The following is a 24,647-nucleotide window of genomic DNA, read 5'->3' as shown; positions in this document are numbered from 1 at the left end:
GTCATGAACAGCGTCAGCAGGCCGGGCCTTGCGGGAACCGCGGCGCTCCTGGCGAATGAAACACGGGCGTCGATCATGATGAGCCTGCTGGATGGCCGGGCGTGGACGCCCACGGAACTCGCGGGCGCCCTCACGATCGCCCGCCCCACAGCCACTGAACAGCTCCACCGCCTGGTCGACGCCGGGATGCTCACCGAGGTCCGGCAGGGCCGGCACCGGTATGTGCGCCTTGCGAGCCCCGCCGTGGCGGATCTCGTGGAGTCGCTCGCGGCCTTCTCCCAGAAGTCAGAACCGGCTGCCGCGACGCTTCGGTCGCAGCGGGCGGACAACGCCCTGCGTGAGGCGCGTACTTGTTACCGCCACTTGGCGGGACGACTGGGCGTGGCCCTGACCGATGGAATGCACCGTCTCGGCTATCTGCACCCCACGTGGGCCCTGACCGCGGCAGGTCATGCCTGGTTCGAGACACTCGAAGTGGAACTTCCAAGGACGTCCTCGCGTGCGTTCACCCGTCCCTGTCTGGACTGGACCGAACGACGGGACCACCTCGCAGGCACTGCCGCGGAGGCACTGCTGGCCACTTTCGTCCGCCGACAATGGCTCACGCAGCACGGAAGTTCGCGGGCTGTTCGCCTCACCGCAGAGGGAACCGCAGCCCTCAAACCCTTACTGAACTGCCCCACCTGCCCCTAGCCCCGTCGCCCATCCCCCTCTGTGCATGTTTCAGAAGCGACCGATTCTGGCTCGTCCCACAGCCCTAAGCCCGCCGGAGGGACGGCCCCGGCCGTGAACGCAGGTGGCGCCGTCCGGGTCCCTTTCACGACCGCCTGCGCTGTCGACTTCTTCGTCACCATCGCTCCGGTCTAGACCCCATCGTGCTGCGCAGCGACGCCCCGGGTCCACTACGCGCGGCTGGATGCCGCGGCGTGCAGAGGCGATAAGGTGTCCAGATTCGCGTAACCAATCACTTGGAACGCCTCACCGGCCATCCGTCCGCCTTCTTTACGCAGTGGGCCACCGACCCTGTCGCCGATTTCCGACGTCGAGCGCCGCGGCATCACCCTGTTCGGACGGCATGAATCGAATCTCTTACTCATTCTCAGCGCGAGCATGAGGCGTTCGGGTCAAGTTCGTAGCGCGGTCTTCATGCTTCCAGGACGTGGAACGGACCGCTCGACCGCCAACGGTTTGATCCGCTCGCCCCCGTGGTGACGGATTCCATGTGAAGATCCCGAGGACCAGCACGATTCCCGTCACCGCTGCAGCGACGAAGACTGGAACACTTAGATTGATACGCATCAGCGCAGCCCCCGAAACTGCCCCCGCAAAGAGCATGGCGATCGCCCAGAATCTCCGATTCATGAGCCGGTTTCCCGGTCCGAACAACGATTCCCCCGCAAGTGACGTGAGTGTCGAAGTGACGACGACTGTCGTCATGTCCTTCACCGCAAGGAATCGGGCGATCAATGCCTGGGAGCCCATCTGAAGGGCGATGGCTGAGGCTATCGTGACCCTGAGCCATTCCGGGTGCGCGCCACTAGTGAGGAGCACGACCGCGCATGCAATCAAGATGACGGTGCCGATGGCCAATAGGATGCTCACCTGGACGTTCCAAGCCTTTGAGCTGCGCCGGAGCACAGCTCCCGAGATCGCCGCTCCAGCCATGAACGCAGCCAAGGCCGACGCTGGTCCGACGGTGGGCAGGCCATGCCCACCCACCGAGGCCATACCTAGAATGACGATATTGCCTGTCATGTTTCCAGTGAAAATTCGATCCATCCCCAGGTACCCGACAGCGTCTAGGGCCCCCGTGACGAAGGTCAGGGCCATCATCATCCAGAGCCGCAGCCGTTCATTCGCTTCGTGATTCATAGGTGCCGACCTACGATTTGGGTCGCTCCGCGCCTCACTTTTCTCCTGTCCACGAAGCTCCATCGCTCCGGGGGTCTGCTCCAGCATCCAGCGACCCGTCGGCATTGAGTCTTGCCACCATCGAGTGGCCTGCGTCGCTGTCGAGGTTTTTGCCCTCGGTGAGATGCATGGTCGTTTTACGCAGCTGGGCCGTCGTCGTCGCATCCATCGAGGATTCGACCATGATCCGGTCATTGCTGGTTCCGGCTTCCAGCCCGCCGACGATGAACCGTGGGGCTGTGACAACCTGTTGGGCGTTGAGCCCGTCAAGGTAGCGAAGGATGAGTTGGGTGTGGATCTGCGACTGAGCTTTCCCGCCCATCGTGCCATGTGCCGACACCGTTCCATTTTCGTGTTCAACGATGACAGGCACCAGCGTATGTGCGGGCCGTTTGCCGGGCTGCAGCCGATTCGGGGACTTCGGGTCCAAGCTGAAGAAGGCTGCGCGATTATGAAGCACCAACCCTGTTTCCGGTTCGAGAATCTGTGATCCGAAAGAGTGGAAGACGGATTGGATGAGGGAAATCGCTGTTCCGTCCGCTGAAACGGCGGCCACACCGATTGTGTCTCCGCCCGGGCGGGGTGTAAATGCGGATTCTGGCCTACCGTGGCCCTGCAAACTTTTCTTGGCGGCATCGAGGGCTTGTTCCAATGCTGCATCGGAAAGCTCAGCGTCAACATCGACGGGGGCGAATCGGGGGTCAGCCAGGCGGCTGTCTCGGATGGTGTCGCCGCTGTAGAAGAGTTCGGCCAAGATTCCTCGGTCAATGGTTGTGGGACTGCCTCCTGCGGCGAACGCCGCTCCTAGGCTTCGGAGCATGGTGAATCCCTGCGAGTTCGGAGCGGCAGTCGACACCGTGATAGGCCCATAGCACCGCGTCAGGGCCGATTCGATACTGGGCTGGTGCCGAGCGAGGTCCTCTTGTGTCACGGGGACACCCACAGCCTCGAGAGCGGAGGAAAGGCGGGCAGCAAGGTTGCCTCGATACATGGAATCGAGCCCTTCGGTTGCAAGCTGATGCAGCGTGCGGGCCAGCGCCTCCTGAACCACGACGTCGCCTGCCATCAACGGTTCTCCGTTCACGAAGAACATCGCACGCATTCCAGCGTCCTGCGCCAACGTGGCCTTATCGAATTCGATAGCCTCGGCAAGGCCGGGGCTGACAACCATTCCTTCCTGAGCCAAACGGATGGCTGGGGCGAGGACCTGCGCGACGGTGAGGGACCCGCCCAGCTCCAACAGAGAAGCCCACCCGGAAACCGCGCCCGGCACTGAGACCGTGAGAGGACCGAGGATCGGCATCTTTCCATTCAGATCTGCCAACGCGGACGTTGCGAGAGGAGAAGACCCGTAGGCTCCTGACGCATTGACACATACTTGCTGGCCGTCAGGCTTCCTGACGAGCGCGATCACGTCTCCACCGACGCTGCACATATGGGGGTAGACAACCGTCAGCACTGCAGCTGCGGCTACGGCTGCGTCGATCGCGTTTCCACCGGCAGCGACAACTTCCCGCGCCGCGTCGACGGCTGCGGTGTGGGGGGCCGCGATTGCAACACGGCCGGGACTTGACAAGACGCTATTCATTAAAGGCTCCAAAGTTGGGTTTGCGTTGAAAGAATGGGTTAGATTCAGCCGGCTTCTCGCGCAATCGTCTTGCGGTTCATGGCCCGGTAGAAGAGGTACAGTACGACGGCGGCTGCGAAAGAGCCCATGCCGACGGTCAGGAAGAACGGCATCTCGTTGCTCGGCGAGTAGGTTTGGGCGATGAATCCCGACAATGTGGATCCCCCAGCCATCGTCAAGAAATACAAAGAGGTCATCTGCGACGAAGCGGCTGAAGGGGCCAGGCGTGCAGTCAATGACAGGGCTGTCGGCACTACCACGATTTCAGCAATCGCGAACATCACCATGGCGAAAAGAACCACCAGCACATTGTTCGTCGGCCCCGTTGAGCCGGCCATGAAGCTGAACAGCACCAACGAGAGGGACATGCACGCGATCCCGGCCAGGATCTTCTTCCCTCCCTCCGGCTGGCGGACCCCCATTCGCGCCCAGATTCCGGCGAATACCGGAGCGATGAGCGTGGCAAAGAGACCTTCGAGCGTGATGATGAGGGCCGGTGGAAGCGTGACATCGCCAATACTCAGATCCACCCGGGTGTCCATGTACAGGGCAAGAGTGGTGAACAACTGGAACAAAAGGGTCCAAAAGAGCAGGCTGGAAAGAAAGACAGGAATATAGGTGCGAACCATCCCTCGTTCCACGGAACCGACTTTTCGAGACGCTCAAAAGCACAGCGAAGTAGCCCAATGCAGCAACAACCACGATGACTGTGACGACGGTATCGATGTTGTCGAAGGTGATGAACCCCGCAGATATCCCCACGGTGACAAGAGCGACGGCGGCGACCGCGAATGCCGACGCTCGCATGTTCCCGCCAGAGGACAGCGGGTTGGCCACGATCCGAGTTGACTCGGGAAGTCGCTTCATGCCGATGACGTACATCGCCAGGCCCAGTCCCATTCCCACCGCTGCGGCCGAAAAAGCAACATGGAATCCAAACGAGGGCTGGAGGTATCCCGTTATGAGCGGTCCGAGAAAGGCGCCGAGAGAGATACCCGTGTAGTAGATCGAGTAGCCCACATCGCGACGCGCATCCGCTTTTGAGTAAAGTCCGCCCACCATCGACGTGGTGTTCACCTTCAACCCGCCCGTCCCGAGGACAATACAGCCCAGACCGATGACCAAGCCCAGGACGCCGGGCACGATCGCCAAACTGATATGGCCCACCATGATCAGTATTCCGCCGTACAGGACCAGCGTCCGAGGGGAGATGACGCGGTCAGCAAGCCAGCCGCCGAGCATCTGAGAGATGTAGACGAACCCCCCGTATGCCCCAGCGAGCCCTAAGGCCACCGGGGTGTCAAACCCAAGCCCACCGTCAGCCACGGAATAGTAGAGGTAATAGGCGAGGATGACCTGAAGCCCATAGAAGCTGAATCGCTCCCACAACTCCGTGCCCGAGAGTGTGAGTAGACCCTTGGGCTGAGAGAACAACGCTGAGCGCGAGGCGGAAACGTCACTGTTTCCGCGGCCCGGCGCCCGCAGCGGAAGATCCTTGGTTGACATGCGCGTAAGCCTTTCGAGATGGTGCTGAACGGCAATGTGACCTTCAACACAGCTCCAGCGTTTCTGGTAGGACCAGTTCTGTCAATCTTCACCTCCCCGTGCTGGCGCTCTTAACCGGTTTTTTGCCTCAAACTGGTATTTTGGTAGGACCAACGAAGGGGTTGCAGTGAGTGTATGGGATGAGTTTGAAACCGTGGGCGCCACGGTGCCCGAACGACTGAGCGAACGCTTGGCCCGCCTCATCGAAGGGGGCCGAATCAGCGCGGGTTCGAAACTTCCGAGCGAACGCCATCTGACAGAGTTGCTGGGCGCGTCCAGAATCTCGGTGAGACAGGCGCTTCAAGACCTTGAAATGCGGGGGTACCTTTCCAGCCGTCCGCGGTCCGGGTGGGTCGTCAATTCAGCGGAAGAGCGCACGCTTGAAGGCAGCATTTTCGGGAACCTGACACAGAAGCAACGGTCTATTCGAGAGGTGATGGACCTCCGCAGCGTCATCGAGCCTCCGATCTCCGAACGTGCCGCGGTTCGCCACGCGCACAGAGAGCTCGCCTTGCTGGAACAACCCTTGTTCGCGGCAGAACAAGAGTTGCTGAAGCCGGCGCCGTCGTCGTTGATTCTGAAGCAGTGCGACGTCGAGTTCCACTCTGCGATCGCCCAGGTCACTCACAACCCACTGCTCGTGCGGTTAGTCCAGGACACCCACGAATGGATGGTCCCCACACGACAGGCGGCATTTCAGACTGCTGAAAGAATCAGGCAGTCAGTTTCAGCTCACAGAGTGATCTTCGCGGCCATCCAGTCACGAGATCCTGCTGCTGCCCGAAACGCGATGCAGGAGCACCTCCGCAGCGTCCTCAGTGCGATCGACCCGCTGACGGAACGTTAGAGGTCCCGCACGCGCGCCATCTTCCTCGGCCCATTCATGGTGGCGTGGGGCAGTTCTCGCTCCCCACCGTGTGGGACGGTGAGTCCCCGATGTCGGAGGACTTCCTTACGCAGGCCGGTCATGGACAGGGCGTTGCCGCGCTGCACCCATCATGAGAATCAACTGAAGCGGGCATCCGCTCCGTCAGCAGATCTCCCTCCGCCGTGTCGGCTGCCGTTCGGGAGCCTCGGAGGATGCCTCCTGTCTTTCACCGGGACAGCAGCCCTCCCGGGGGAGGCCCGCCGACGCGTCCCGCCCCCGCCTCAGGCCCCGTAGCTCGGTTCGCGGCGCTTGATCGCGCGGATCACCAGAGCGGTGACGGGCACCAGGGCGTACTCGACCAGGGTCTTGTAGAGGAAGCCGACCAGGACGTAGTTGATGAACGTCGGGGCGTCGGCGATGCCGATCACGGGCGCCGCGATGGAGCAGAAGATCAGCGTGTCCACGAACTCACCGACACCGGACGATCCCATGAGGCGCGCCCACAGGGTCTTCTCCCCCGTGCGGGCCTTCATCTTCACCAGAATCCACGAGTTGATGGTCTGCCCGGCCAGGAATGCCAGGAGCGAGGCCAGGACGATCTGCGGGACCGGGCCCAGGGCACCCTCCAGGGCGGCCTGTTTGGCACGGCCGTAGTCGTCATCGAAGCCGGGCAGCGCAATGATCACCCAGTAGGACAGTGACGCGAACACGGATATCGCGAACGTGGTGATGATCGCCTTCCGTGCCACCTTGAAGCCGTACACCTCGGAGATCACATCACCCAGGACATACGCGAGCGGGAAGAGGAAGAAGCCGCCGTCTGTCACGATCGGCCCGATCACCACGCCCTTGGAGGCGCCGATGTTGGACAGGATGACGATCACCGCCATGATCGCGAGCAGGATCCCGAAGAACGGGCTGCCGATCGAGGCATAGGTGGCTTTGTTTGCGGGCGCAGCGGCCTGCACATTCGCGCTCATGGAGGTCTCATTCCTAGTGGTTCGCCAGGACCGACCGGCCCCGCTGTATTAGCACTATCGGCGCCCACTCCGGTGGGACGCCTTCTCTCATTATCCCCAACGAATCCCGCTGGATCCCCGTGGAGAGTTCTCCCCATGGTCAAAGCACCGAGGCGACGATACGTTTTCCTTGAATCCAGCGCCGATCCGGCGTCCCACACCGTGGAGGCACGATGACCACACGAGCAGCACGCACGCTGACCTTGAGCGCCCCGGCCTGGAGCGTGGCGGTACGCCGTTCTTTCTCCCTCCCCCCAGGGGACAGCCCGGAAGTGCCGCCGCACAATCCCCACACCGGATACGACGCCGAGTTGCTCGCCGCAGGCCTGCTGACGCCCGACGGCCGGCTTCATCCTGACTGGGCCGGCGCCATCCGTTCCGCCGGGAACGCGCCGATCAAGGCGGAGCTCATCAGCACAGGAGAAGGGATCCGGACCAGCTGCGAGGTGGCACTGTTTGACGGACTGGGACTCTCCGTCGACACATCGCACCCCATTCTCCCGAGCGACGCACCGTCCACCGGTCATCAGGTCCCGGTGGTGGTGAATCTCTTCGAAGGCTCGGACGCTTGGGAAGTGGCCGCCCAGACCCTTCCAGCGTTTCCCGAGCTGACCTCCACGGATGCTGAGGGCGCCCGGGAAACGGTGCGCCGGATTGTCAGCGATGACGAGCTGAAGGCACTGGAAGAGACGGCACGGGCGACGGTCCAGTTCTCGGTGACAGCTCCCGGCTATCAGACCCTTCATCTCTGGCTTCTCAATGAGCACCTGGAAGAGGCCCGGCTCCACCGAGGTGAAAGCGGGGAACCTCCCACTGCGGTCCTGGTCCGGCATCCCCCAGGGGCCGTCGCACGGCAGTTCGTCTGGGATCTGCTCGGCGCGTACCAGGCCGTGGACGCCGCCTCCCACAACGCAAGGGGGGTGGCGTGATGGGCATGTTCGGCATGGACCTTGAACAAGGAAGAATCCTGAGTCGCGGATTTCAGGCCGCGGCTGTGAAACTGGAGTATCTGGGTCGGGAACTGACCCCTCTCATCTCCTCCAGCCCGTGGAACGGTCCCGACGGCCTGCGTTTCAAGAGTGAATGGACCGGACACCGCCAAGTGCTCATGAACACGTCGCGGGCCCTGCTCGCCGCGTCCCAGGTCCTGCAGCGAAATGTGGAGGAACAGCGGGCAGCCAGCACTCTGACCGGCACCGCCAACGGCCCGCTGCCCGGCGAGAGCCCCTGGCAGTGGTACGGCCGCCTCCTGGCGTCAGCCGAGCCCCGTGACTCCGAGGCGAAATCCAGTCGCGGGATCGTGGGCGGACTGCTCCATGGCGCCAAGGACAAAGCTGGCGGGCTGCTCGACGGCGCCAAGGACAAAGCCGAGGACATCGCAGACGGCACCCGGGATCGGGTGGGGGACGCCTGGGATTTCGCCCGCCACGATGCGCACTCCCCTCTCAACAACATCCCGGACGCCCTCGGAGACTTCTCGACGGATGCCATCAACCTCGCCAAAGCGAGCCAGTTGGATCCCCTGCTGAACGGCGAACCACCATCGATTTCGCGGGTCGTCGCCGCGACCGCAAAGCTCGCAGGCTCCACCCTCAACCTCGGAAGCGTCCTGGTGAGCGGTGGAGTGAATCATCCACACATCCTCGACGACGGCCATCCGGCCGCAAGCGGCCCACATGGCCTCAGCACCACCGATTCCACGTCGAAGGAGGAGCTCCAGCCCAAGAAGGACCACTGGCCCACCCCGGTCCCCACGGATCTGTCCAACATCCTCCGTGGGGTCGATGCCGCCTACGACGACAAGGGCAAGGAAGGCACGCCCGACGGAGCGGTGCGCATCACAGAGGTCGACAAGCATGACGGCAAGGGGCCGGCCTACATCGTCAGCATTCCCGGGACCCAGCCCTGGAACCCCCTCTCCGGCTCGACGGCCAACGACGTGACGGGCAATCTCACCTCGATCGCCAATGGCGAGTCGACTGCAGGCGGGTCCGTCGAACTCGCACTGGAGAAGGCAGGCGTGCCCCAGGACGCTCCCGTCCTCCTCGTCGGCCATTCCCAGGGTGGCATCATTGCCGCGAATCTCGCCTCGGACCGCGACTTCACCGACAAATACAACGTGACCAATGTGATCACCTACGGCTCACCTGTTGACACCATCAGGGTTCCAAACAGCATCGACACCCTGGCCATCCAGGGCAGCGGGGACGCGGTGCCACGGACGGACCTGGGGAATGCGAAGCTGGCACCCGGAGGCGTTCCCCTGCCGGGATCGAGCGCCAACGGCGCCCACGTGGTGACCCTGCCCAGCCCTGACGGCAAGGACGCGGAGTTGCCCTCAGCCAAAACCGTCCTGCTTCCCCCAGCGCTGCAGCAGCCCTATCTGGCCCACAGCGCCTACGACAACGCCAAGATCCTGTTCGGAAACCTCGGCGCCAACCACAGCCACACGGGTTACGCGGATTCGGTCGGTGAGCACGAAAGCTCGGGAGGACTGAACGACTACAAAAACCTCTCGTCAACGCAGCGTTTCCTCGCGAACGAGGGCGACAGCGTGAAGTCCACCACCTCCAATATCGGCCGCACGCAGTAGTCGGGGACTGCGCGCCTGCCCCACCGCCGTCGTCGTCCGCTGTCCACCCGCACAACGCGCAGGGGCCGCGCGCAGTGGGAGGATGGTGCCATGACGTCCACCGAACTGCATTCCGAATCCCCCGCCATCGCGCTGACCATCGCCGGTTCCGAGGCGACCGGCGGCGCGGGCGCCCAGGCCGATCTGAAGACCTTCCAGGAACTTGGCGTCTTCGGCATCGTGAACCTGACCTGCATCGTCTCCTTCGACCCGAAGGACAACTGGAACCACCGCTTCGTGCCGGTGGACCAGCAGGTCATCGCCGACCAGCTCGAGGCGACGACGGCGGCCTACGGTCCGGAGTCGGGCGCCGGGAGCGTGCTGGACACCGTCAAGATCGGCATGCTGGGCAGCCCCGCCACGATCTCCACGGTCGAGACGGCGCTCCAGGGCGGCGGATTCCGGAACATCGTGCTGGACCCCGTGCTGATCTGTAAGGGTCAGGAGCCGGGCCACGCCCTGGACACCGACCAGGCCCTCAAGGCCCAGATCCTGCCCCTGGCCACATTCGTCACCCCGAACCACTTCGAGTCCGAATCGCTCTCCGGCATGACCATCTCCACCGTCGATGACCTCGTGGAGGCCGCGAAGAAGATCCACGCCCTCAGCGGCGCGGCCGTGCTGGCCAAGGGCGGCGTGCGCCTGGCCGGTGACGCCGCCGTCGACGTCTTCTACGACGGCGAGACCCTGGAGATCCTGTCCGAGCCCAAGGTGGGCGAGGTCGCCGTCTCCGGCGCGGGCTGCTCGCTGGCCGCCGCCGTGACGGCCGAGCTGGCCAAGGGCGCCACCCCGCTGGAGGCCGCGCGCACCGCCAAGGCGTTCGTGACGCGTGGCATCGCGAACCGCGTAACCTCCGGGGCCCCCTTCACCGCACTGTGGCAGGGCGGCGCCGGCGCCTGACCCTGGCTCACCCCTCCGCGAGAGAACAGGTGGTGCCCCTACCCGGCCTGGGTAGGGGCGCCACCTGTTCTCTCGCGCGGGGAGGAACCGTCTAGGAGCTGGTCACGACCTCGTTGAGGCTCGCGAGGCCGGATTCGAAGTCCTTGCCCACCATCTTGTCCATGTTGAACAGCTTCGCGAAGATCTTGGAGAACAGGGTCTTGTTCTCGCCGCTCATCGTCCAGGTGACCTTGGTGCCGTCGCCCTCCGGGACGAACGTGAACAGCGTGTGGTTCTCGTTCTTGAAGGGCTTGAGGAAGTTGAGGCGGATGTCGATGGAACCGGAGCCGTCGGTGCTGGCGGTCGGTTCGGTCACGGCCTCGATCAGCATGGCGCCCGATCCGGCCTTCTTCCCCTCCCAGGAGTAGGACGCTCCGCGGCCGGACTCCGGGCCGCTGTAATTCTTGGTCATCGCCGGGTCCAGGCGCTCCCAGGGCGACCAGGCACCCCAGAGGTGGAAGTTGTTGACGTGGGCGAAGACGTCCTGGGGTGCGGCCTGGATGAAGGCGCTGCGGGTGACGGCGAAGGTGCTCATGCGATCAGCTTAAGCCCCGGCGCGGGCGCCGTCACGGGTGTTGTCTCCCCGTGACCAGGATGACCCGCGACGCCGGCGCGCCCGCCGCCGTCGAACGCCGCCGCTGCCTGTCACGAGCTGCCTTCCAAGACCTGCCGCGGCGTCAGCGCAACGGCCAGAGCAGGGCCGGGATTCCCGCGTCCGGCTGTTCCGGGACGGGCGGCGGCCACGGCGAACCTCCACCACCGGCCCGGTCCCCGGCCGGCAGCCCGGGCCAGCTCGCACTGCCGGACGGAACACTCCTGAACGGATCCACCGCTCCCCCCTCTCAGATCTCCGAGGCGTCGACCACCGGCGCCTGGTACCGCACCCCGAGGGCCGCGAAGTGCGCCCGCCCGCAGGCCATCTTCCGCTGCTCTTCGGGACGGAAAGCGTCCTGACGGTGGGTGGATTTGGTCTCGGCCACCACGGTGACGTCCCGCATCCGCCCGTCCCTGAGCTCCATCTTCAGAACAGCCCAGTCGGGGTTGTACCCGCCCATCGGCGTCGGGATCCGGAACCGCGACGGGAGTTTGAGGAACAGCTTGACGTCCCCGTCCGCATCACCATCGGCGAAGCGGTCGTCCAGTCCGCGGGCGAAGTCCCGCTCCACCGCGGAATCCACCCGGACATGGCTCACGATCGACCCGTCCACGTCCACCAGGTGCCGCGCGTCGACCTCGCCGTCCAGGTCACGGAGAATCTCGAGCGGCCATTCGGCGTTCTCCGGGTCCTCGACCCGGTGGTACTTGATGCCCTCGACCATGAGAGCCCGACGGGACTCGTTGATGACCCGCACCAGCAGATCCAGGACCGCCTGCGGGTTGACCGTCAGCTCCTCCGTCCGCCCCGACGTCCGGACGATGCCCGCCAGCGTGGCCCGGGTGAGGCCGGTCTCGCGTTGCAGATGCCCCAGGACGTCCGGGATCCTCGGCGTCGCATCCACCGCTCCGGCGTCCTGGAAGCCGTGAACCATCCGGGCGTCCACCCCGCCCGCCATCGCGGCCTCCCCACGGCGCAGGGCGAGCACCGCGTCACCGACCACGAGGCGCGGCGCCTGCACGGGTGGCTCCCGCCGCAGCCGGTCGACGACGTCGGCCCGGAGCGCTCCGGCGTCCAGGCTCACCTCGTACCGGGTCCGCGGGTTGATGCTCCGCCACAATGCGCGGAAGGCGGGGTCATCCGCGAGCGCGGCGAGCTCCGGCGCCTCGACGCGCAGCAGGGTCCGCTGGTCGCGGATGCGGCCGCCGTCGAACCTCACGCCGGTCTCCTCCTCGATCTCCGCCTGCAGGGCGCGGGCGAAGTCGTCGTAGTGCTCATTGGCGATGACCGTGAGCCGATTGGCCGCGGGGTCGAAGCAGCGGTCGCCGTTCTCGTGCACCGGGAGGCGGAGGCCGCGTCCGATCTCCTGCCGCTTCCGGTCCGGAGAGACCGATTCGTTGAGCGTGCAGATCTGGAAGACATTGGGGTTGTCCCAGCCCTCCCGCAATGCCGAGTGGCTGAAGATGAACCGCCGCGGGTTGCCGTGCTCCAGGAGCTTCGTCTTGTCCCGCATGATCTCGTCGTACGCCGCCCGGTCATCCGCGGTGGTCCCCGAGGTGTCCCGGGGCCTCCCGGCACGGTCGGCGGCGAAGTACCCGGTGTGGACCGCGTCCACCTCGGGCAGGCCCAGCTCGGCGAACCGCGGCTGGATGGAGAGCTCGCGGTACGCCTCTTCGAACCAGCGCCGGATCTTCGGTTCCTGCTCGCCGGTGCCGGTGTAGTTCGCGACCCGGTCGATGAACACCACGGAGAGGACCTTGACCCGGCGGCCCGGCTCCGGGAACTTCCGGCGCAGCAGCACCTCATGCTGCAGATGGCTCTCCACGGTGGCTCTGAGCTGGGCTTTCATGAGCGCATCCCGGTCGATCCCGATCCGTTCGCCGACGCGGAGGATCCTGTCGTTGGCGAAGACCACCTCCCCGGAGTCGGCACGGATGTCCTCCACCACCCAGGAGCCGTACCGTTCCAGGCCGCCCGAGAGTTCCTGGAGATCCTGGCCGGCCCGGTCCAGCCGCACGGTCTTCCGCACCACCCCATCTCCCGCCCGGACGTCGATCTCGACCGTGGCACTCACCCCGCCCCGCTCCGCGTCGACGGCGCACAGCAGTATCCCGGCCTGGTTGGGGTCGTGCTCCTGGAGGACGGACCGGACCACGATCTGCTTGACCAGACCCAGGTCGTATGCCCGCACGGGATCCAGCGTGTAGAGCTGGTGGTGGCGGTCCTTGTGAGTGGCCGAGTAGCGAAGGGTGAAGAGCGGACGGAGCTGGCGCAGCGCTTCCCGGCTCTTGCGGCTCTCCATCTTCTGTGGCTCGTCCAGGATGACGATCGGCCGCGTGTCCGCGAGCAGACCGATGCCCTGGCCGAGTCCTTCGAGATCCTTGAAGAGGACGTTCCCGGCCTTGTTGAAGGACGCCAGGGTCATGATCAGCACCTTGAGGTCGCTGTCCCGGTTGAAGCTGCGGATCCTGCTGACGTCCTTCGAGTCGTAGACCCAGGCGTCGAGACTCTGGTGCTCGAAGAGCTCCGCGAAATGCCCCTCCATCGCGCGCAGACTCTGCAGCACCCCCTCGCGGATCGCCACGGACGGCACCACGATGATGAACTTCCGCCAGCCATACCGCTCCCGGAGCTGACGGATGGTCCGGAGGTAGACGTAGGTCTTGCCGGTGCCGGTCTCCATCTCCACGCTGAAATCGAGCGACCTCAGCGTCTCGTCCCGGGCCTCCTCCGGGACGAAGTTCTCCGCCCGGCCCTGCACGGTGCGAAGGTTCGCCAGGATCTGCTCCGGCGGGATCGCCAGCCGGTTCCCCACCCCGCCGCCGGAGAACAGCACGCCCTCCTCCTCCAGCGCGGTGCCGAAGGACCCCTGGGCGAGCGGCTGCCCGCTGAACAGCTCGACGACGGCGTCCACCGCCGCGAGCTGGTGCGGCTGGGTGGCGTCGAAGGTGAGTTCCATGGGCCTCTTTCTAAAAGGTCGGGGCGAGTGCGGGGCGGCTGGTGCGGTTCCCGGGCGAAACCGTGGGGGCGGTTGGTGACCCGCCCCGCCTACACCGTCCGCAACGCGTGGTCCCGGTCCGGGTCGGTCTCCCCATGGCGGGCGGCGAGGCGGAGCCGTGCGTTGAGCTTGAGTGAGTCGTCCTCACCGAACGCCGAGTCCAGCAGGAAGATCCGCCGCGGGGCCGGATCGAAGTCCAGGAGCGCCTCGATGAACTCCGGAGTGATCCTCCGGGCCGCGCTCACGGCGACCGCTCCGCCCTCGGCGAGGACCAGCGTTTCCCCGGCCAGCGGCAGCGCCTCGAGGGACGTGTCCAGGCGGACTCCCGCCTTGAGGAGGATCTCGTGCACGATCTGTTCGTCCGTGGCCGACGCCTCGACGTTGTCCACGAACACCTCCAGGTCCTCCCCGAGCAGAGTGCTCGCCTCCGGAGACCACTCCCGGAAGTGGGACGCGCTCAGCCGGAAGGCCCGGAAACCGGTGTCGCCGGGGACGGCCTCCGCCTCCGCCAGGCCTGCGCCAGCCTCCGATCTCAGCAGGCGTCCAGCGCGCCGCACACGCTCCCGGGTGACGGCGGCCAGGGTGGGCAACCCGGGCTGACCGGACTCCTCGGGAAGCTGGACGAGCAGGAAGCGGCGGTCGCCGCCGTCGTCGGCGTTCTGCCGGAGCACCGCCTCGGCCGTCGTGCCGGAGCCGGCGAAGAAGTCCAGCACCAGATCGCCGCCGTTCGGCGAGGTGGCGGCGCGGACGAGCTGCTGCACGAAGTCCACGGGCTTCGGATAGTCGAAGGCGCCGTCCAGGCCGAGCCGTTCCAGGTCCTTGCGGCCCAGTTCGGAGAGAACCTTCACGATCGAGTAGAGCTTGGAGGAGGCCTCCCGGACGGGGGTGCGCTTCGCGACGGCGTGCTTGCCGTCGCCCCACGGCAGGAGGAAGAGTTCGCCGCGGGCGATCCGCTCGTCCACCTCCCGTTTCTTCGCCTCGCCCTTGTACTCGACCAGTTCCTCGTACAGGCAGCGGCGCTCCACCCCCGGCTCGTACTTGCCGAAGGTCTTGCGGATCACGTCGTCATCGACCAGGTACCGCACGCCGTCGATCTCCTCGACGCGGCCCTGGACCACCTTGTCGCGGCGCAGCGGCGGCAGGCTCCGCAGGGACTTGGCCACGACGAGCGCGTAGTCGTGGCCGCGCACCACGTGCCGGGCGTTGCCCCCGCCCTTGGCCCGCTGATGGATCAGGGTGGCCACGAAGTTCTCCGAGCCGAAGATCTCGTCCACCAGGTGGCGCAGGGAGGCCAGCTCGCCGTCGTCGATGGAGACGATCAGCGCGCCGTCCTCGGCCAGCAGGCTCCGCGCCAGGACTAGCCGCGGGTACATCATGCTCAGCCAGTCCGAGTGGAACCGGCCCGACGTCTCCCGGTTGGCCGAGGTGCGGAACCCCTGGCCGTCCACCTGCCCGGAGCGCCGGAGGTAGGCCGCGGTGGGCTCGGCGAAGTCGTCCTCATAGATGAAGTCGTGGCCGGTGTTGTAGGGCGGGTCCAGGTAGATCAGCTTGACGCTGCCGTAGTACGGCTTCTGCAGGAGCTTGAGGACTTCGAGATTCTCTCCCTCGACGACGGCGTTCCGGGTGCCCGCCCAGCCGACGGACTCGTGGTGCAGCGGGTCCAGGGTGCCCGTGGACGGTCGCTGCGCCAGCCGGATCGCCTCGCGCTTGCCGGGCCAGCTGAGCCCGTACCGTTCCTGTGGCTCGTCGGCGCCCAGGGTGGGGACGGCGTCGCCGAGCAGGACGCGCAGCCGCGCAAGGTCCACGACGCCGTCCGCGAAGGCTTCCGGGAAGAGCTCCCTCAGGTCCGCGACGCGGTCCGGGCGGCGCTCCCCCGCAAGCTCCTCGACCGTCCGGATTCCGTCCGGCATCCCGTTCTCCTCCCTGCTGGACCGTTGCAAACAGTCACAGTGATCGATTTCGCACACTATGACAGTTATACATGTCACGAACAGGGGCTTTCTACTCTGTCATTGATGGGTGTCCAGTCATGCCAAGCTCACTCCGGAGGCCTCCAAGGCCCTCGGTCTGCGCTTGCAGGCGCTCCGCGCGGACTTCGGCTGGACGCAGGCCGAGGTCGCCGGGCTCATCGGGTTGTCCCGCGGCCACTACCGCACGCTCGAGCTGGGGCACCGTGACTACGGCGACCGCGCGACGTCGAACCCCACCATCGCCACCTTGCTGGAGCTGGCGCGCGTCTACCGGATCGATCCCAAAGAGCTGATCGACCTGGTCCTGGAGAACAGCGGCAAGTGATCCTCCGGTCATGACCGGAGCCTACGCCCGCCCTCCGACATTGTTTCCGGGCGGCAACGGCAAGGGCCGCCGGAACGAATCCGACGGCCCTGCTTTTTACGGTCGAGGCCCCTAGTGTCCTGACTTCTAGTGTCCCGTGATCTCCGCGGGCACCCCGTGCTCCTCGAGCCCGGCGGCTCGGCGCGCCTTCAACTGCTTGCGCACGAACGGCCAGCAGATCGCCAGGACCGCGACGGAGACGAGAGACGTCCAGACCTGCGTCCGACCGGACTCGCCGGAGAACAGCATGACCACCACGATGCCGAGCACCGCCACGATCACCAGGATGCCGAGCCACGGGTGCAGCCACATCTTGAGCTTGAGCTGCGACTCCTCCTCCGGGCTCAGCGCCGCACGGGTGCGCAACTGAGTCAGGGCGATGAACGCGTAGACGAACAGCGCCACGAGGCCGGCGGAGTTCATGATGAAGTCGAAGATGCCGGAATCCGGGGCGGTGAAGTTGATGATCACCGCGGCGTAGCCACCCAGAGTCGAGGCGATGACGGCGGCCACGGGCACACCGGAGGAGGACTTCCGTGCGATCAGCTTCGGTGCGTAGCCCTGCTCTGCGATCGAGGAGAACATCCGCGCGGCGGAATACAGACCGGAGTTCAGCACGGAGCAGACGGCGGTCAGGATCACGGCGCTCATGACGACGTCGGCGCCCGGCAGGCCGTACAGGCTGAAGAGGTAGGCGAACGGCGCCTTCTCCTTCGGGTTCGGCAGCTGGTCCCACGGCACGATGGTGACGATCAGCAGGACCGCTCCGACGAAGAAGATCAGGATGCGCCAGATGACGGTGCTGGTGGCCTGCCGGACGCCCTTGGCCGGGTCCTCCGACTCGGAAGCCGCCATGACGGCGATCTCGGTGCCGAAGTAGGAGAAGATCACGATGGCCACGCCGCCGACCACGGCGCCGACGCCCTCGGGCATGAAGCCGCCGTGCTCCCAGAGGTTCGGGATGGAGAAGTGCGCGTTCGGCCACAGACCGAAGGCGAACAGGATGCCGACCACGAGGAAGACCACGATCGCGGCCACCTTGATGCTGGCCAGCCAGAACTCGGTCTCACCGAAGGACCGCAGGGACACCAGGTTCGCCCCGGTGAACACGAGGAGCAGGAGGATCGAGAAGACCCACTGCGGCACCCCGGGCACCCAGCCGTTCAGGATGGAGCCGCCCACCACGGCCTCGTAGGCGATCACGCCCACCCAGAAGTACCAGTAGAGCCACCCCCACGAAGTACGCGGCCCAGTCGCCCAGACCCACTCGGGCGTACTCCATGAAGGAGCCGACGGCGGGACGCGCCGCGGCCATCTCGCCCAGCATCCGCATGGCCAGGAAGACCAGCAGACCGCCGATGAGGTAGGAGATCACGGCGGCCGGACCGACGGCCTTGATCACATTGGCCGACCCGACGAACAGGCTGGAACCGATGATCCCGCCCAGCGTGATCATGGTGACGTGACGGGAGCGGAGTTTCTTCCCCTCGGGGTGCGGGCTGTCCTGGGACATGGAGCCTCATTTCTGCAGAAGGTGGTGCGATGCGCCCGAGGGCACCCGGAATCCTACGCCACAAGGGACCGGCTTTTCACGTCATGCCCCACCCCGGGACGCCCTCCGCGGCCGACTGAGCCCGGTTGCACCTGTGCCGCAACAGTGCGCGCCTACTCGTGCGCGGCCAGGAAGCTGTAGACCTCGGTCTCGTCCACGCCGGGGAAAGCGCCCGGAGGCATGGCCGCCAGGAGGTGCGAGTGCGCCCGCGCGGATGGCCAGGCGTTCCCGGCCCAGGCATCCGAGAGCTGCGCCGGGGGCTGCCGGCAACAGCTCGGATCGGGGCAGTTCGACACCGAACGGACCGTCGTCTCGCGCCCGCGGAACCACTTCACATGGGCGTACGGCACTCCGACGGACAGCGAGAACTGGCCACCGGCGGAGCGCTCGGTGCGGGCCGTGCACCAGAACGTCCCGGCCTTGGTGTCCGTGTACTGGCTGTAGGGACTGAACTTGTCGGCCACCCCGAACACCACCCGGCTGGTCCAGTTCTTGCAGCTCGGCTGGCCTTCGATCGACCCCGTGTGGTCCTTCGGGAAGATCACGCCGTCGTTCTCATAGGCCTTGTAGATGATGCCGCTCTGATGCGTCTTCTGGAAATGCGTCGTGATGCCCAGGTGGTGCGTGGCGAGGTTGGTGAAGCGGTGGGCGGCCGTCTCATAGGACACGGCGAAGTGGTCCCGCAGGTCCTCGATGGCGATCTCCTTGGCCGCCTTGGCATGCTGCAGGAACTCGACCGTCGCGTCCTCGGGCAGCATGAGCGCGGCGGCGAAGTAGTTCGTGGCCACGCGCTGGTGCAGGAAGTCCCCGTAGTTCCGCGGCGTCTCGTGCCCCAGCACATAGTGACCCAGCGCCTGGAGCAGCACCGACCGCGGATCGTGATCGCCGGACGAGCCCTGCGTGAGGTAGATCCGCCGGTTCTTCAGGTCCGTCACGCTCCGGGTGGAGTGCGGGAGGTCGCTGACGTGGTGCAGGGTGAAGCCCAGGTGGGCGGCGATGTCCGAGATGACGAACTGACTGAGCGGCCCGCCGCTGTACCCGACGCCGGCCAGGACCTTCTTGGCCTCAGCCTCGTACTCCGGGAAGTAGTTGCCCCGCTGGCGCATCATCACGCGCAGCTCGCTGTTCGCCCGGCGCGCCTCCTCGGGGGTGGCGAGCTGCTCGTTGAGGCGCCGTTCCAGTTCCTTCAGCAGGCCGAGCTGCGCTTCGAGCACGTCGTTGGGCAGCCGCGGTCCCACCCGGATGGCGGGCAGATTGAGGGACTCGTAGAGAGCACTGCGCTGGTAGCGCTCCAGCTCGATCTCCATGGCGGCGCGCCGGCTGGGAGGCTCCGTGCCGAGCAGATCGTCCAGCCCGACGTCGAGCGCTCCGGCCAGCTGCTGCAACGCGCCCAGGCGCGGCTCGCGCTTGCCGTTCTCCAGCAGGCTGAGCTGGCTCGGCGCCATGCCGACAACGCCGGAGAGCGCCTCGAGCGTCAGGCCCGCCTTCTTGCGCAGGTGCCGGACCCGGCGGCCGAGCGCGATGACATCCACCCCGCCGCTGTCGCCCAGGGGCGCGGGCCTCTCGAGGCCGGCATGCCAGTTGCCACGGACCGCTTGCTGCTCCGAACGCGTCATTTTTTGAGAATACGGGAAGAAGTGCATTTCTTTCCAGGGAAAACCTCTGGAAAGAGGTGTGAAACTGCGGAAATCTTGAAGCACGGCAAAGAACAGCCGGCATCAAGAGCTCAGTGAAGAGCCCTACTTGAGGAGACGGACATGACCGCAGAATTCACCACTTCCCCGAGCACCCCCGAAGAGTCGGCGGCGGCCCTGGAGCTGGAATGGTCTGCCAACCCGCGTTGGGAGGGCATCCAGCGCGACTACTCGGCCGCCGACGTCGTCCGCCTCCGCGGTCGTGTCAGCGAAGAACACACCCTTGCCCGCCGCGGTTCGGAGAAGCTCTGGGCCCAGCTCAAGGAGCAGCAGAGCAAGGGCGAGCACACCCACGCCCTCGGCGCCCTCACCGGCAACCAGGCCGTGCAGCAGGTCAAGGCCGGGCTCAAGGCCATCTACCTCTCCGGCTGGCAGGTCGCAGCGGACGCCAACAACGCCGCGCAGACTTACCCGGACCAGTCCCTGTACCCGGCGAACTCCGTGCCGCAGGTGGTCCGCCGCATCAACAACGCCCTGCTCCGCGCGGACCAGATCGAATTCTCCGAAGGCAAGCAGTCCGTGGAGGACTGGCTGGTCCCGATCGTGGCCGACGCCGAGGCCGGTTTCGGCGGTCCGCTGAACGCCTACGAGCTCATGAAGTCCATGATCGCCTCCGGCGCCTCGGGCGTTCACTGGGAGGACCAGCTGGCCAGCGAGAAGAAGTGCGGCCACCTGGGCGGCAAGGTGCTGATCCCGACCCAGCAGCACATCCGAACCCTCAACGCGGCCCGCCTGGCCGCCGACGTCTCCGGCGTCCCGAGTGTCATCATCGCCCGGACGGACGCCGAAGCCGCCACGCTCATCACGAGTGACGTGGACGAGCGGGACCAGGAGTTCATCACCGGCGAGCGCACGGCGGAGGGCTTCTACAAGGTCCGCAACGGGATCGAGCCCTGCATCGCCCGTGCCAAGGCCTACGCGCCGTACTCGGACCTCATCTGGATGGAGACCGGCACCCCGGACCTCGAGCTGGCCCGGAAGTTCGCGGAGGCCGTCAAGTCCGAGTTCCCGGACCAGATGCTCGCCTACAACTGCTCCCCGTCCTTCAACTGGAAGAAGCACCTGGACGACGCCACGATCGCCAAGTTCCAGCGCGAGCTGGGCGCCATGGGCTTCACCTTCCAGTTCATCACCCTGGCCGGCTTCCACGCCCTGAACTACTCCATGTTCGATCTCGCCCACGGCTACGCCCGTGACGGCATGAGCGCCTACGTGGAGCTCCAGGAGCGCGAGTTCGCCGCCGAAGACCGCGGATACACCGCAACCAAGCACCAGCGCGAAGTGGGCACCGGCTACTTCGATCTGGTCTCCACTGCCCTGAACCCGAACGGCAGCACCCTGGCCCTGGTGGGATCCACCGAAGAAGGCCAGTTCCACTGAGGCTCCCCGCACAAATTTTCTAAGGACAGTGACATGACCACCACCTTCGAGCTCACCGCTCAGCCGATCCGGAGGCAGGGAGAGATCCTGACCCCGGAGGCCCTGGAATTCATCGAACGGCTGCACCGTGCGCTCGGCGAGCGCCGCACCGAACTGCTCGACGCCCGTCACGGCCGCCGGGCCCGGATCGCCGGCGGCGAGGACCCGCAGTTCCCGCACGGCACCGAACACATCCGCGAGGACCGCAGCTGGCGGGTCGCCCCGCCGGCCCCGGGCCTGAACGAACGCCGCGTCGAACTGGCCGGACCCACCGACCGCCGCACCACCATCAGCGCGCTGAACTCGGGCGCCTCCGTCTGGGTGGCGGACTTCGAGGACTCCCTGACCCCGAGCTGGCGCAACATCATCTCCGGCCAGCTGAACCTGATGGACGCCCTGGAACGGCGCATCGACTTCACCGCCCCGGACGGCACGGAGCTGCGTCTGACCGAGGGCACGCTGCCCACCATCGTGATGCGACCCCGCGGTCTGCACCTGCCGGAGAAGCACCTCCTCTCCGGCGGACAGCCGGTCTCCGGGTCGATCGTCGACTTCGGGCTGTACTTCTTCCACAACGCCCGTCGCCTGCTGGCCCAGGGCCGCGGCCCCTACTTCTACCTGCCGAAGGTGGAGACTCACCAGGAGGCCCGGTGGTGGAATGACCTGTTCATCCTGGCCCAGGACCTGCTGGGACTGCCCCAGGGCACCATCCGTGCCACGGTCCTCATCGAGACCATCTCGGCGGCCTTCGAGATGGAGGAGATCCTGTACGAACTGCGGGATCACGCCTCCGGCCTGGCCGCCGGGCACTGGGACTACATCTTCTCCCTCATCAAGACGTTCCGGACCCGCGGTCCGCGCTTCGTCCTCCCGGACCGCTCCCAGATCACCATGGAGCAGCCGTTCATCCGGGCCTACTCAGAACAGCTGGTGCACCTCTGCCACAAGCGGGGCGCCATGGCGATCGGCGGCATGTCCGCCGAGGTTCCCAGCCGGCGCGACGCCGCACAGAACGCCCGTGCGACCGCGGCGGTCCGCGCGGACACCACGCGCTTCGCCGTGGACGGTTTCGACGGCACCTGGGTGGCCCATCCGGATCTGGTGTCCTCCGCCCGCGAGGTGTTCGACGCCGCCCTCGGCCAGCGTCCGCACCAGATGGACCGGCAGCGCCTGGACGTGGTCCCGGACGCCCGCGCCCTGATCGACCTCTCGCAGACCACCGGCACCATCACGGAGGCGGGCATCCGCTCCAACGTGGAGATCGGGATCCGCTACATCGAATCCTGGCTGCGGGGCAACGGCGCCGTGACGATCCGCCGCAACATGGAGGACGCGTCCACGGCGGAGATCTCCCGGTCGCAGCTCTGGCAGTGGATCCACAACCAGGCGATCACGGACCAGGGCGAGGTCATCACCCGGGAATGGGTGACGGAGATCTTCGAGGAGGTCTACAGCGGCCTGGAGCGCTTCGAGGGCGACCGCTTCCGCGACGCCCGGGAGCTCTTCGAGGAAGTGGCCCTGGCCTCCTTCTTCCCGACCTTCCTGACCATCCCGGCCTACGCCCGGTTCCTCTCCACCTCCGCGGAGGATGCGAGGGAACGGCGGCTGGTGGCCGCCTGAGACCACCTGTCGGCGCCGGCGCCGCGACGGACTCGCAACACGTACCCCGAAGGCCGGGGGCGGCCCGGCCGACAGGGAACATCCGCCCCACGACGACGGCGGCGCACCGGAAGGTGCGCCGCCGTCGTCGTGCTGTGCCCGACCCGCCCGGCAGGCACCCCCTAGACTGACTCCATGCCGACCCTTGAGGCCACCACGACTGTCGCCATCGACCCGGAACTTGCGTTCGCGGTGTCCCAGACCCACGGCGAGCTGCGGCTCCGCTGGGACCGGTTCATCCGCGCCGAACGGCTCCTGGACGGCGCCACCTCCCAGGGCAAGGGCGTCCGGACCTGGACGCGGCACCGCTGGGGGATGCCGATGGTGAGCGAGTGCGTGTCCTTCCACCCGCCGTCGCACACCGGCATGCACATGACCGAGGGACCGTGGTTCTTCGAGCGGTTCGCCGGGGGCTGGCGGTTCAAAGCAGCCGACGACGGCGGCACCCTCGTGAGCTGGCGCTACAGCTTCGCGTGCAAGCCGGCGTGGCTGGCGCCCGCCGCGGAGTGGATCGGCGCCAAGGTCCTGCAGCGGGAGATCAGAGCCCGCCTCGACGGCTTCGCCGCCGGCTGCGCCGACCCGGAAGTCCTCGACGCGGTCCGGAGCGGCCGCCGCTCCTGAGTCCTCGCCGTCCCTAACCCAGCTGCCGCGCGGCGGCCAGCTTGTTCGCGCGGGACACGCCCCACGTGGTGCAGACGAGGAACGCCATGGTGGTCAGCAGCGGCACCAGGAGCGCGAGCTGCCAGCTGCCGGCACTCACGTGGACCGAGCCGATCACGCTCGGCGCGATGCCCGCGAAGATGTACCCGATGCCCTGCACCAGGGCGGAGATCCGGGCGGTCTGAGCCTGGGTGGAGCCGGCCTTGATGATCGCCGAGAGCACCAGCGTGAAACCGCCGCCCTGAGCCGGTGCCGCCTGTGAACGCCCAGAGCCACCACAGTTGCGGCGCCAGAAGCAGCCCGAGCGGGACCGTGACCCAGAGGGCGCCGATGACGAGCGTCCCCGCGATCCCGCCCAGCCACCTCACCAGCAGCGGCGTGCCGAGAGCGCCGAGGATGCCCATCACCTGGAAGATCGAGGACCCCGCCCCGGCTTCGGTGGGGGCGAGCCCGATGGTGTCGTGCAGGTAGGTGGGCAGCCAGGCCGTGATGCCGAAATAGCTCGAGGACTGGCCCGCGAAGCCGATCACCAGGGCGATGGTCACCCAGAGCGTGGCGCCCTGCAACCGCGCGGCCGCCTTGCGTGCCGCCTTGCCCGCGGCCTTCTCCTCGGCGGCGCTGAGCCCTTCCTGCCCGGATCCGGGTCCGGCGATCGCCACCGGTCTGAGCGCCACGGCCGCCCCCAGGGTCCAGATCCAGAAGCCGAGCACCACGAGCGCAACGACGCCGGACAGCGCCAGGGCGCCCTGCCACCCGAGCCACTGCGCCAGCGGAGCCGTGGCCACCGAGGCGAGGAACGCACTGAAGTTGAGGGTGCCGGAGTAGACGCCCATGGTGAGGCTCTGCCGCTCCACGGGGAAGTCCCGCCGGACGATCAGCGGCATGACGATGTTGCCGATCGTGATGGCCGCTCCGATCACGGCGGTTCCCGCGAACAGCGCCCACTCCGGCCCGATCGACCGGATCGCCGCTCCCACGGCCACGCCGGCAACCGTGAGGGACACCGCCATCTCGGCGCCCACCTTGCGGCCCAGCCAGGAGGCGGCGGGCGAGAAGAAGGCGAAGCACAGCACCGGGATGCCGGTGAGGATGCCGAACTGGACCTCACTGAGGCCCACCTCGTTGCGGAACACCGGGGCGAGGGGCGCGAGCCCGATGAACGGTCCGCGCATGGTGAGCGCGATGCCGATGATCG

Annotated in this window: 19 protein-coding genes and 2 pseudogenes; 9 read left to right on the top strand and 12 right to left on the bottom strand. The window is 66.5% G+C overall.

Translation table 11 applies throughout. The features are described 5' to 3' along the window. Positions 1–3 precede the first annotated feature (3 nt). Positions 4–693, top strand: coding sequence for an ArsR/SmtB family transcription factor (locus tag QFZ52_RS01390; RefSeq protein ID WP_307495837.1), 690 nt, complete (start codon positions 4–6; stop codon positions 691–693). Positions 694–1,089: 396 nt separating this feature from the next. On the opposite strand, the gene QFZ52_RS01385 is transcribed toward QFZ52_RS01390, so the two are convergent. The 4 genes and pseudogenes from QFZ52_RS01385 to QFZ52_RS16115 form a co-directional block, all read right to left on the bottom strand. Further along, positions 1,090–1,872 carry a YoaK family protein gene (locus QFZ52_RS01385; protein ID WP_307495836.1) on the bottom strand — a complete coding sequence of 261 codons (783 nt, stop codon included), beginning with the start codon at positions 1,870–1,872 and terminating at the stop codon, positions 1,090–1,092. Positions 1,873–1,906: 34 nt separating this feature from the next. Beyond that, entirely contained in the window at positions 1,907–3,499 is a 1,593-nt protein-coding gene (locus QFZ52_RS01380) for a gamma-glutamyltransferase family protein (protein WP_307495835.1), read from the bottom strand. 44 nt (positions 3,500–3,543) lie between these two features. Continuing rightward, positions 3,544–4,167 (bottom strand): POT-type proton-dependent oligopeptide transporter, encoded by a 624-nt coding sequence (locus QFZ52_RS01375; protein ID WP_307495834.1) that lies wholly within the window; start codon positions 4,165–4,167, stop codon positions 3,544–3,546. Positions 4,168–4,207: 40 nt separating this feature from the next. After that, positions 4,208–5,044 (bottom strand): annotated as a pseudogene (locus tag QFZ52_RS16115) (peptide MFS transporter); the annotation flags it as partial. A gap of 166 nt (positions 5,045–5,210) precedes the next feature. On the opposite strand from QFZ52_RS16115, the gene QFZ52_RS01370 reads away from it, so the two are divergent. Next, positions 5,211–5,930: a FadR/GntR family transcriptional regulator gene (locus QFZ52_RS01370; protein ID WP_307495833.1), complete on the top strand. Its 720-nt coding sequence runs from the start codon at positions 5,211–5,213 to the stop codon at positions 5,928–5,930. Positions 5,931–6,232: 302 nt separating this feature from the next. On the opposite strand, the gene QFZ52_RS01365 is transcribed toward QFZ52_RS01370, so the two are convergent. Next, positions 6,233–6,931: a queuosine precursor transporter gene (locus QFZ52_RS01365; protein ID WP_307495832.1), complete on the bottom strand. Its 699-nt coding sequence runs from the start codon at positions 6,929–6,931 to the stop codon at positions 6,233–6,235. Between the two features lie 212 nt (positions 6,932–7,143). On the opposite strand from QFZ52_RS01365, the gene QFZ52_RS01360 reads away from it, so the two are divergent. The 3 genes from QFZ52_RS01360 to QFZ52_RS01350 all read left to right on the top strand — a co-directional run bounded on the left by QFZ52_RS01360 (position 7,144) and on the right by QFZ52_RS01350 (position 10,502). Next, the gene (locus QFZ52_RS01360) at positions 7,144–7,899 is read left to right on the top strand and encodes a hypothetical protein (protein WP_307495831.1); all 756 of its coding nucleotides are present in this window, start codon (positions 7,144–7,146) and stop codon (positions 7,897–7,899) included. Between the two features lie 65 nt (positions 7,900–7,964). Continuing rightward, positions 7,965–9,563, top strand: a complete 1,599-nt coding sequence (locus QFZ52_RS01355) for a PGAP1-like alpha/beta domain-containing protein (RefSeq protein ID WP_307495830.1) — start codon at positions 7,965–7,967, stop codon at positions 9,561–9,563. Between the two features lie 90 nt (positions 9,564–9,653). Next, positions 9,654–10,502 carry a hydroxymethylpyrimidine/phosphomethylpyrimidine kinase gene (locus QFZ52_RS01350; RefSeq protein WP_307495829.1) on the top strand — a complete coding sequence of 283 codons (849 nt, stop codon included), beginning with the start codon at positions 9,654–9,656 and terminating at the stop codon, positions 10,500–10,502. Positions 10,503–10,593: 91 nt separating this feature from the next. On the opposite strand, the gene QFZ52_RS01345 is transcribed toward QFZ52_RS01350, so the two are convergent. The 3 genes from QFZ52_RS01345 to QFZ52_RS01335 all read right to left on the bottom strand — a co-directional run bounded on the left by QFZ52_RS01345 (position 10,594) and on the right by QFZ52_RS01335 (position 16,044). After that, positions 10,594–11,076 carry an SRPBCC family protein gene (locus QFZ52_RS01345; RefSeq protein WP_307495827.1) on the bottom strand — a complete coding sequence of 161 codons (483 nt, stop codon included), beginning with the start codon at positions 11,074–11,076 and terminating at the stop codon, positions 10,594–10,596. A 307-nt stretch (positions 11,077–11,383) separates the two neighbouring features. Next, the gene (locus QFZ52_RS01340; protein WP_307495826.1) at positions 11,384–14,095 is read right to left on the bottom strand and encodes a restriction endonuclease; all 2,712 of its coding nucleotides are present in this window, start codon (positions 14,093–14,095) and stop codon (positions 11,384–11,386) included. Positions 14,096–14,184: 89 nt separating this feature from the next. Continuing rightward, entirely contained in the window at positions 14,185–16,044 is a 1,860-nt protein-coding gene (locus tag QFZ52_RS01335) for a site-specific DNA-methyltransferase (RefSeq protein WP_307495825.1), read from the bottom strand. A 109-nt stretch (positions 16,045–16,153) separates the two neighbouring features. Here QFZ52_RS01335 and QFZ52_RS01330 point away from each other — a divergent pair, with 109 nt between their 5' ends. After that, positions 16,154–16,429: a helix-turn-helix domain-containing protein gene (locus QFZ52_RS01330; protein WP_307495824.1), complete on the top strand. Its 276-nt coding sequence runs from the start codon at positions 16,154–16,156 to the stop codon at positions 16,427–16,429. A gap of 126 nt (positions 16,430–16,555) precedes the next feature. Here QFZ52_RS01330 and QFZ52_RS01325 read toward each other — a convergent pair whose 3' ends face one another. The 3 genes from QFZ52_RS01325 to QFZ52_RS01315 all read right to left on the bottom strand — a co-directional run bounded on the left by QFZ52_RS01325 (position 16,556) and on the right by QFZ52_RS01315 (position 19,636). Then, positions 16,556–17,650: an amino acid permease gene (locus tag QFZ52_RS01325; protein WP_307498620.1), complete on the bottom strand. Its 1,095-nt coding sequence runs from the start codon at positions 17,648–17,650 to the stop codon at positions 16,556–16,558. After that, on the bottom strand, positions 17,535–17,981 hold the full coding sequence (locus tag QFZ52_RS01320; RefSeq protein WP_307495822.1) for a hypothetical protein: 447 nt from the start codon (positions 17,979–17,981) through the stop codon (positions 17,535–17,537). The genes QFZ52_RS01325 and QFZ52_RS01320 overlap by 116 nt, the downstream gene beginning before the upstream one ends. Before the next feature lie 152 nt (positions 17,982–18,133). Next, positions 18,134–19,636: a helix-turn-helix domain-containing protein gene (locus QFZ52_RS01315; RefSeq protein ID WP_373425608.1), complete on the bottom strand. Its 1,503-nt coding sequence runs from the start codon at positions 19,634–19,636 to the stop codon at positions 18,134–18,136. Positions 19,637–19,777: 141 nt separating this feature from the next. Between QFZ52_RS01315 and aceA the strand changes: the two genes are divergently transcribed. The 3 genes from aceA (at position 19,778) to QFZ52_RS01300 (ending at position 23,413) form a co-directional block, all read left to right on the top strand. Further along, positions 19,778–21,094 carry an isocitrate lyase gene (gene aceA / locus QFZ52_RS01310; RefSeq protein WP_066214777.1) on the top strand — a complete coding sequence of 439 codons (1,317 nt, stop codon included), beginning with the start codon at positions 19,778–19,780 and terminating at the stop codon, positions 21,092–21,094. Positions 21,095–21,127: 33 nt separating this feature from the next. Continuing rightward, the gene (gene aceB, locus QFZ52_RS01305) at positions 21,128–22,753 is read left to right on the top strand and encodes a malate synthase A (protein WP_307495820.1); all 1,626 of its coding nucleotides are present in this window, start codon (positions 21,128–21,130) and stop codon (positions 22,751–22,753) included. 174 nt (positions 22,754–22,927) lie between these two features. After that, positions 22,928–23,413, top strand: a complete 486-nt coding sequence (locus QFZ52_RS01300; protein WP_307495819.1) for an SRPBCC family protein — start codon at positions 22,928–22,930, stop codon at positions 23,411–23,413. A gap of 362 nt (positions 23,414–23,775) precedes the next feature. Here QFZ52_RS01300 and QFZ52_RS01295 read toward each other — a convergent pair. Then, positions 23,776–24,624, bottom strand: a pseudogene (locus QFZ52_RS01295) (MFS transporter); the annotation flags it as partial. Between the last annotated feature and the right edge of the window lie 23 nt (positions 24,625–24,647).

Source organism: Arthrobacter woluwensis, from assembly GCF_030816155.1.
Taxonomy (GTDB): Bacteria; Actinomycetota; Actinomycetes; order Actinomycetales; family Micrococcaceae; genus Arthrobacter_E; species Arthrobacter_E woluwensis_A.
Note: the sequence above shows the minus strand (reverse complement) of the source record. Positions and strands in the feature narration are given on the sequence as shown.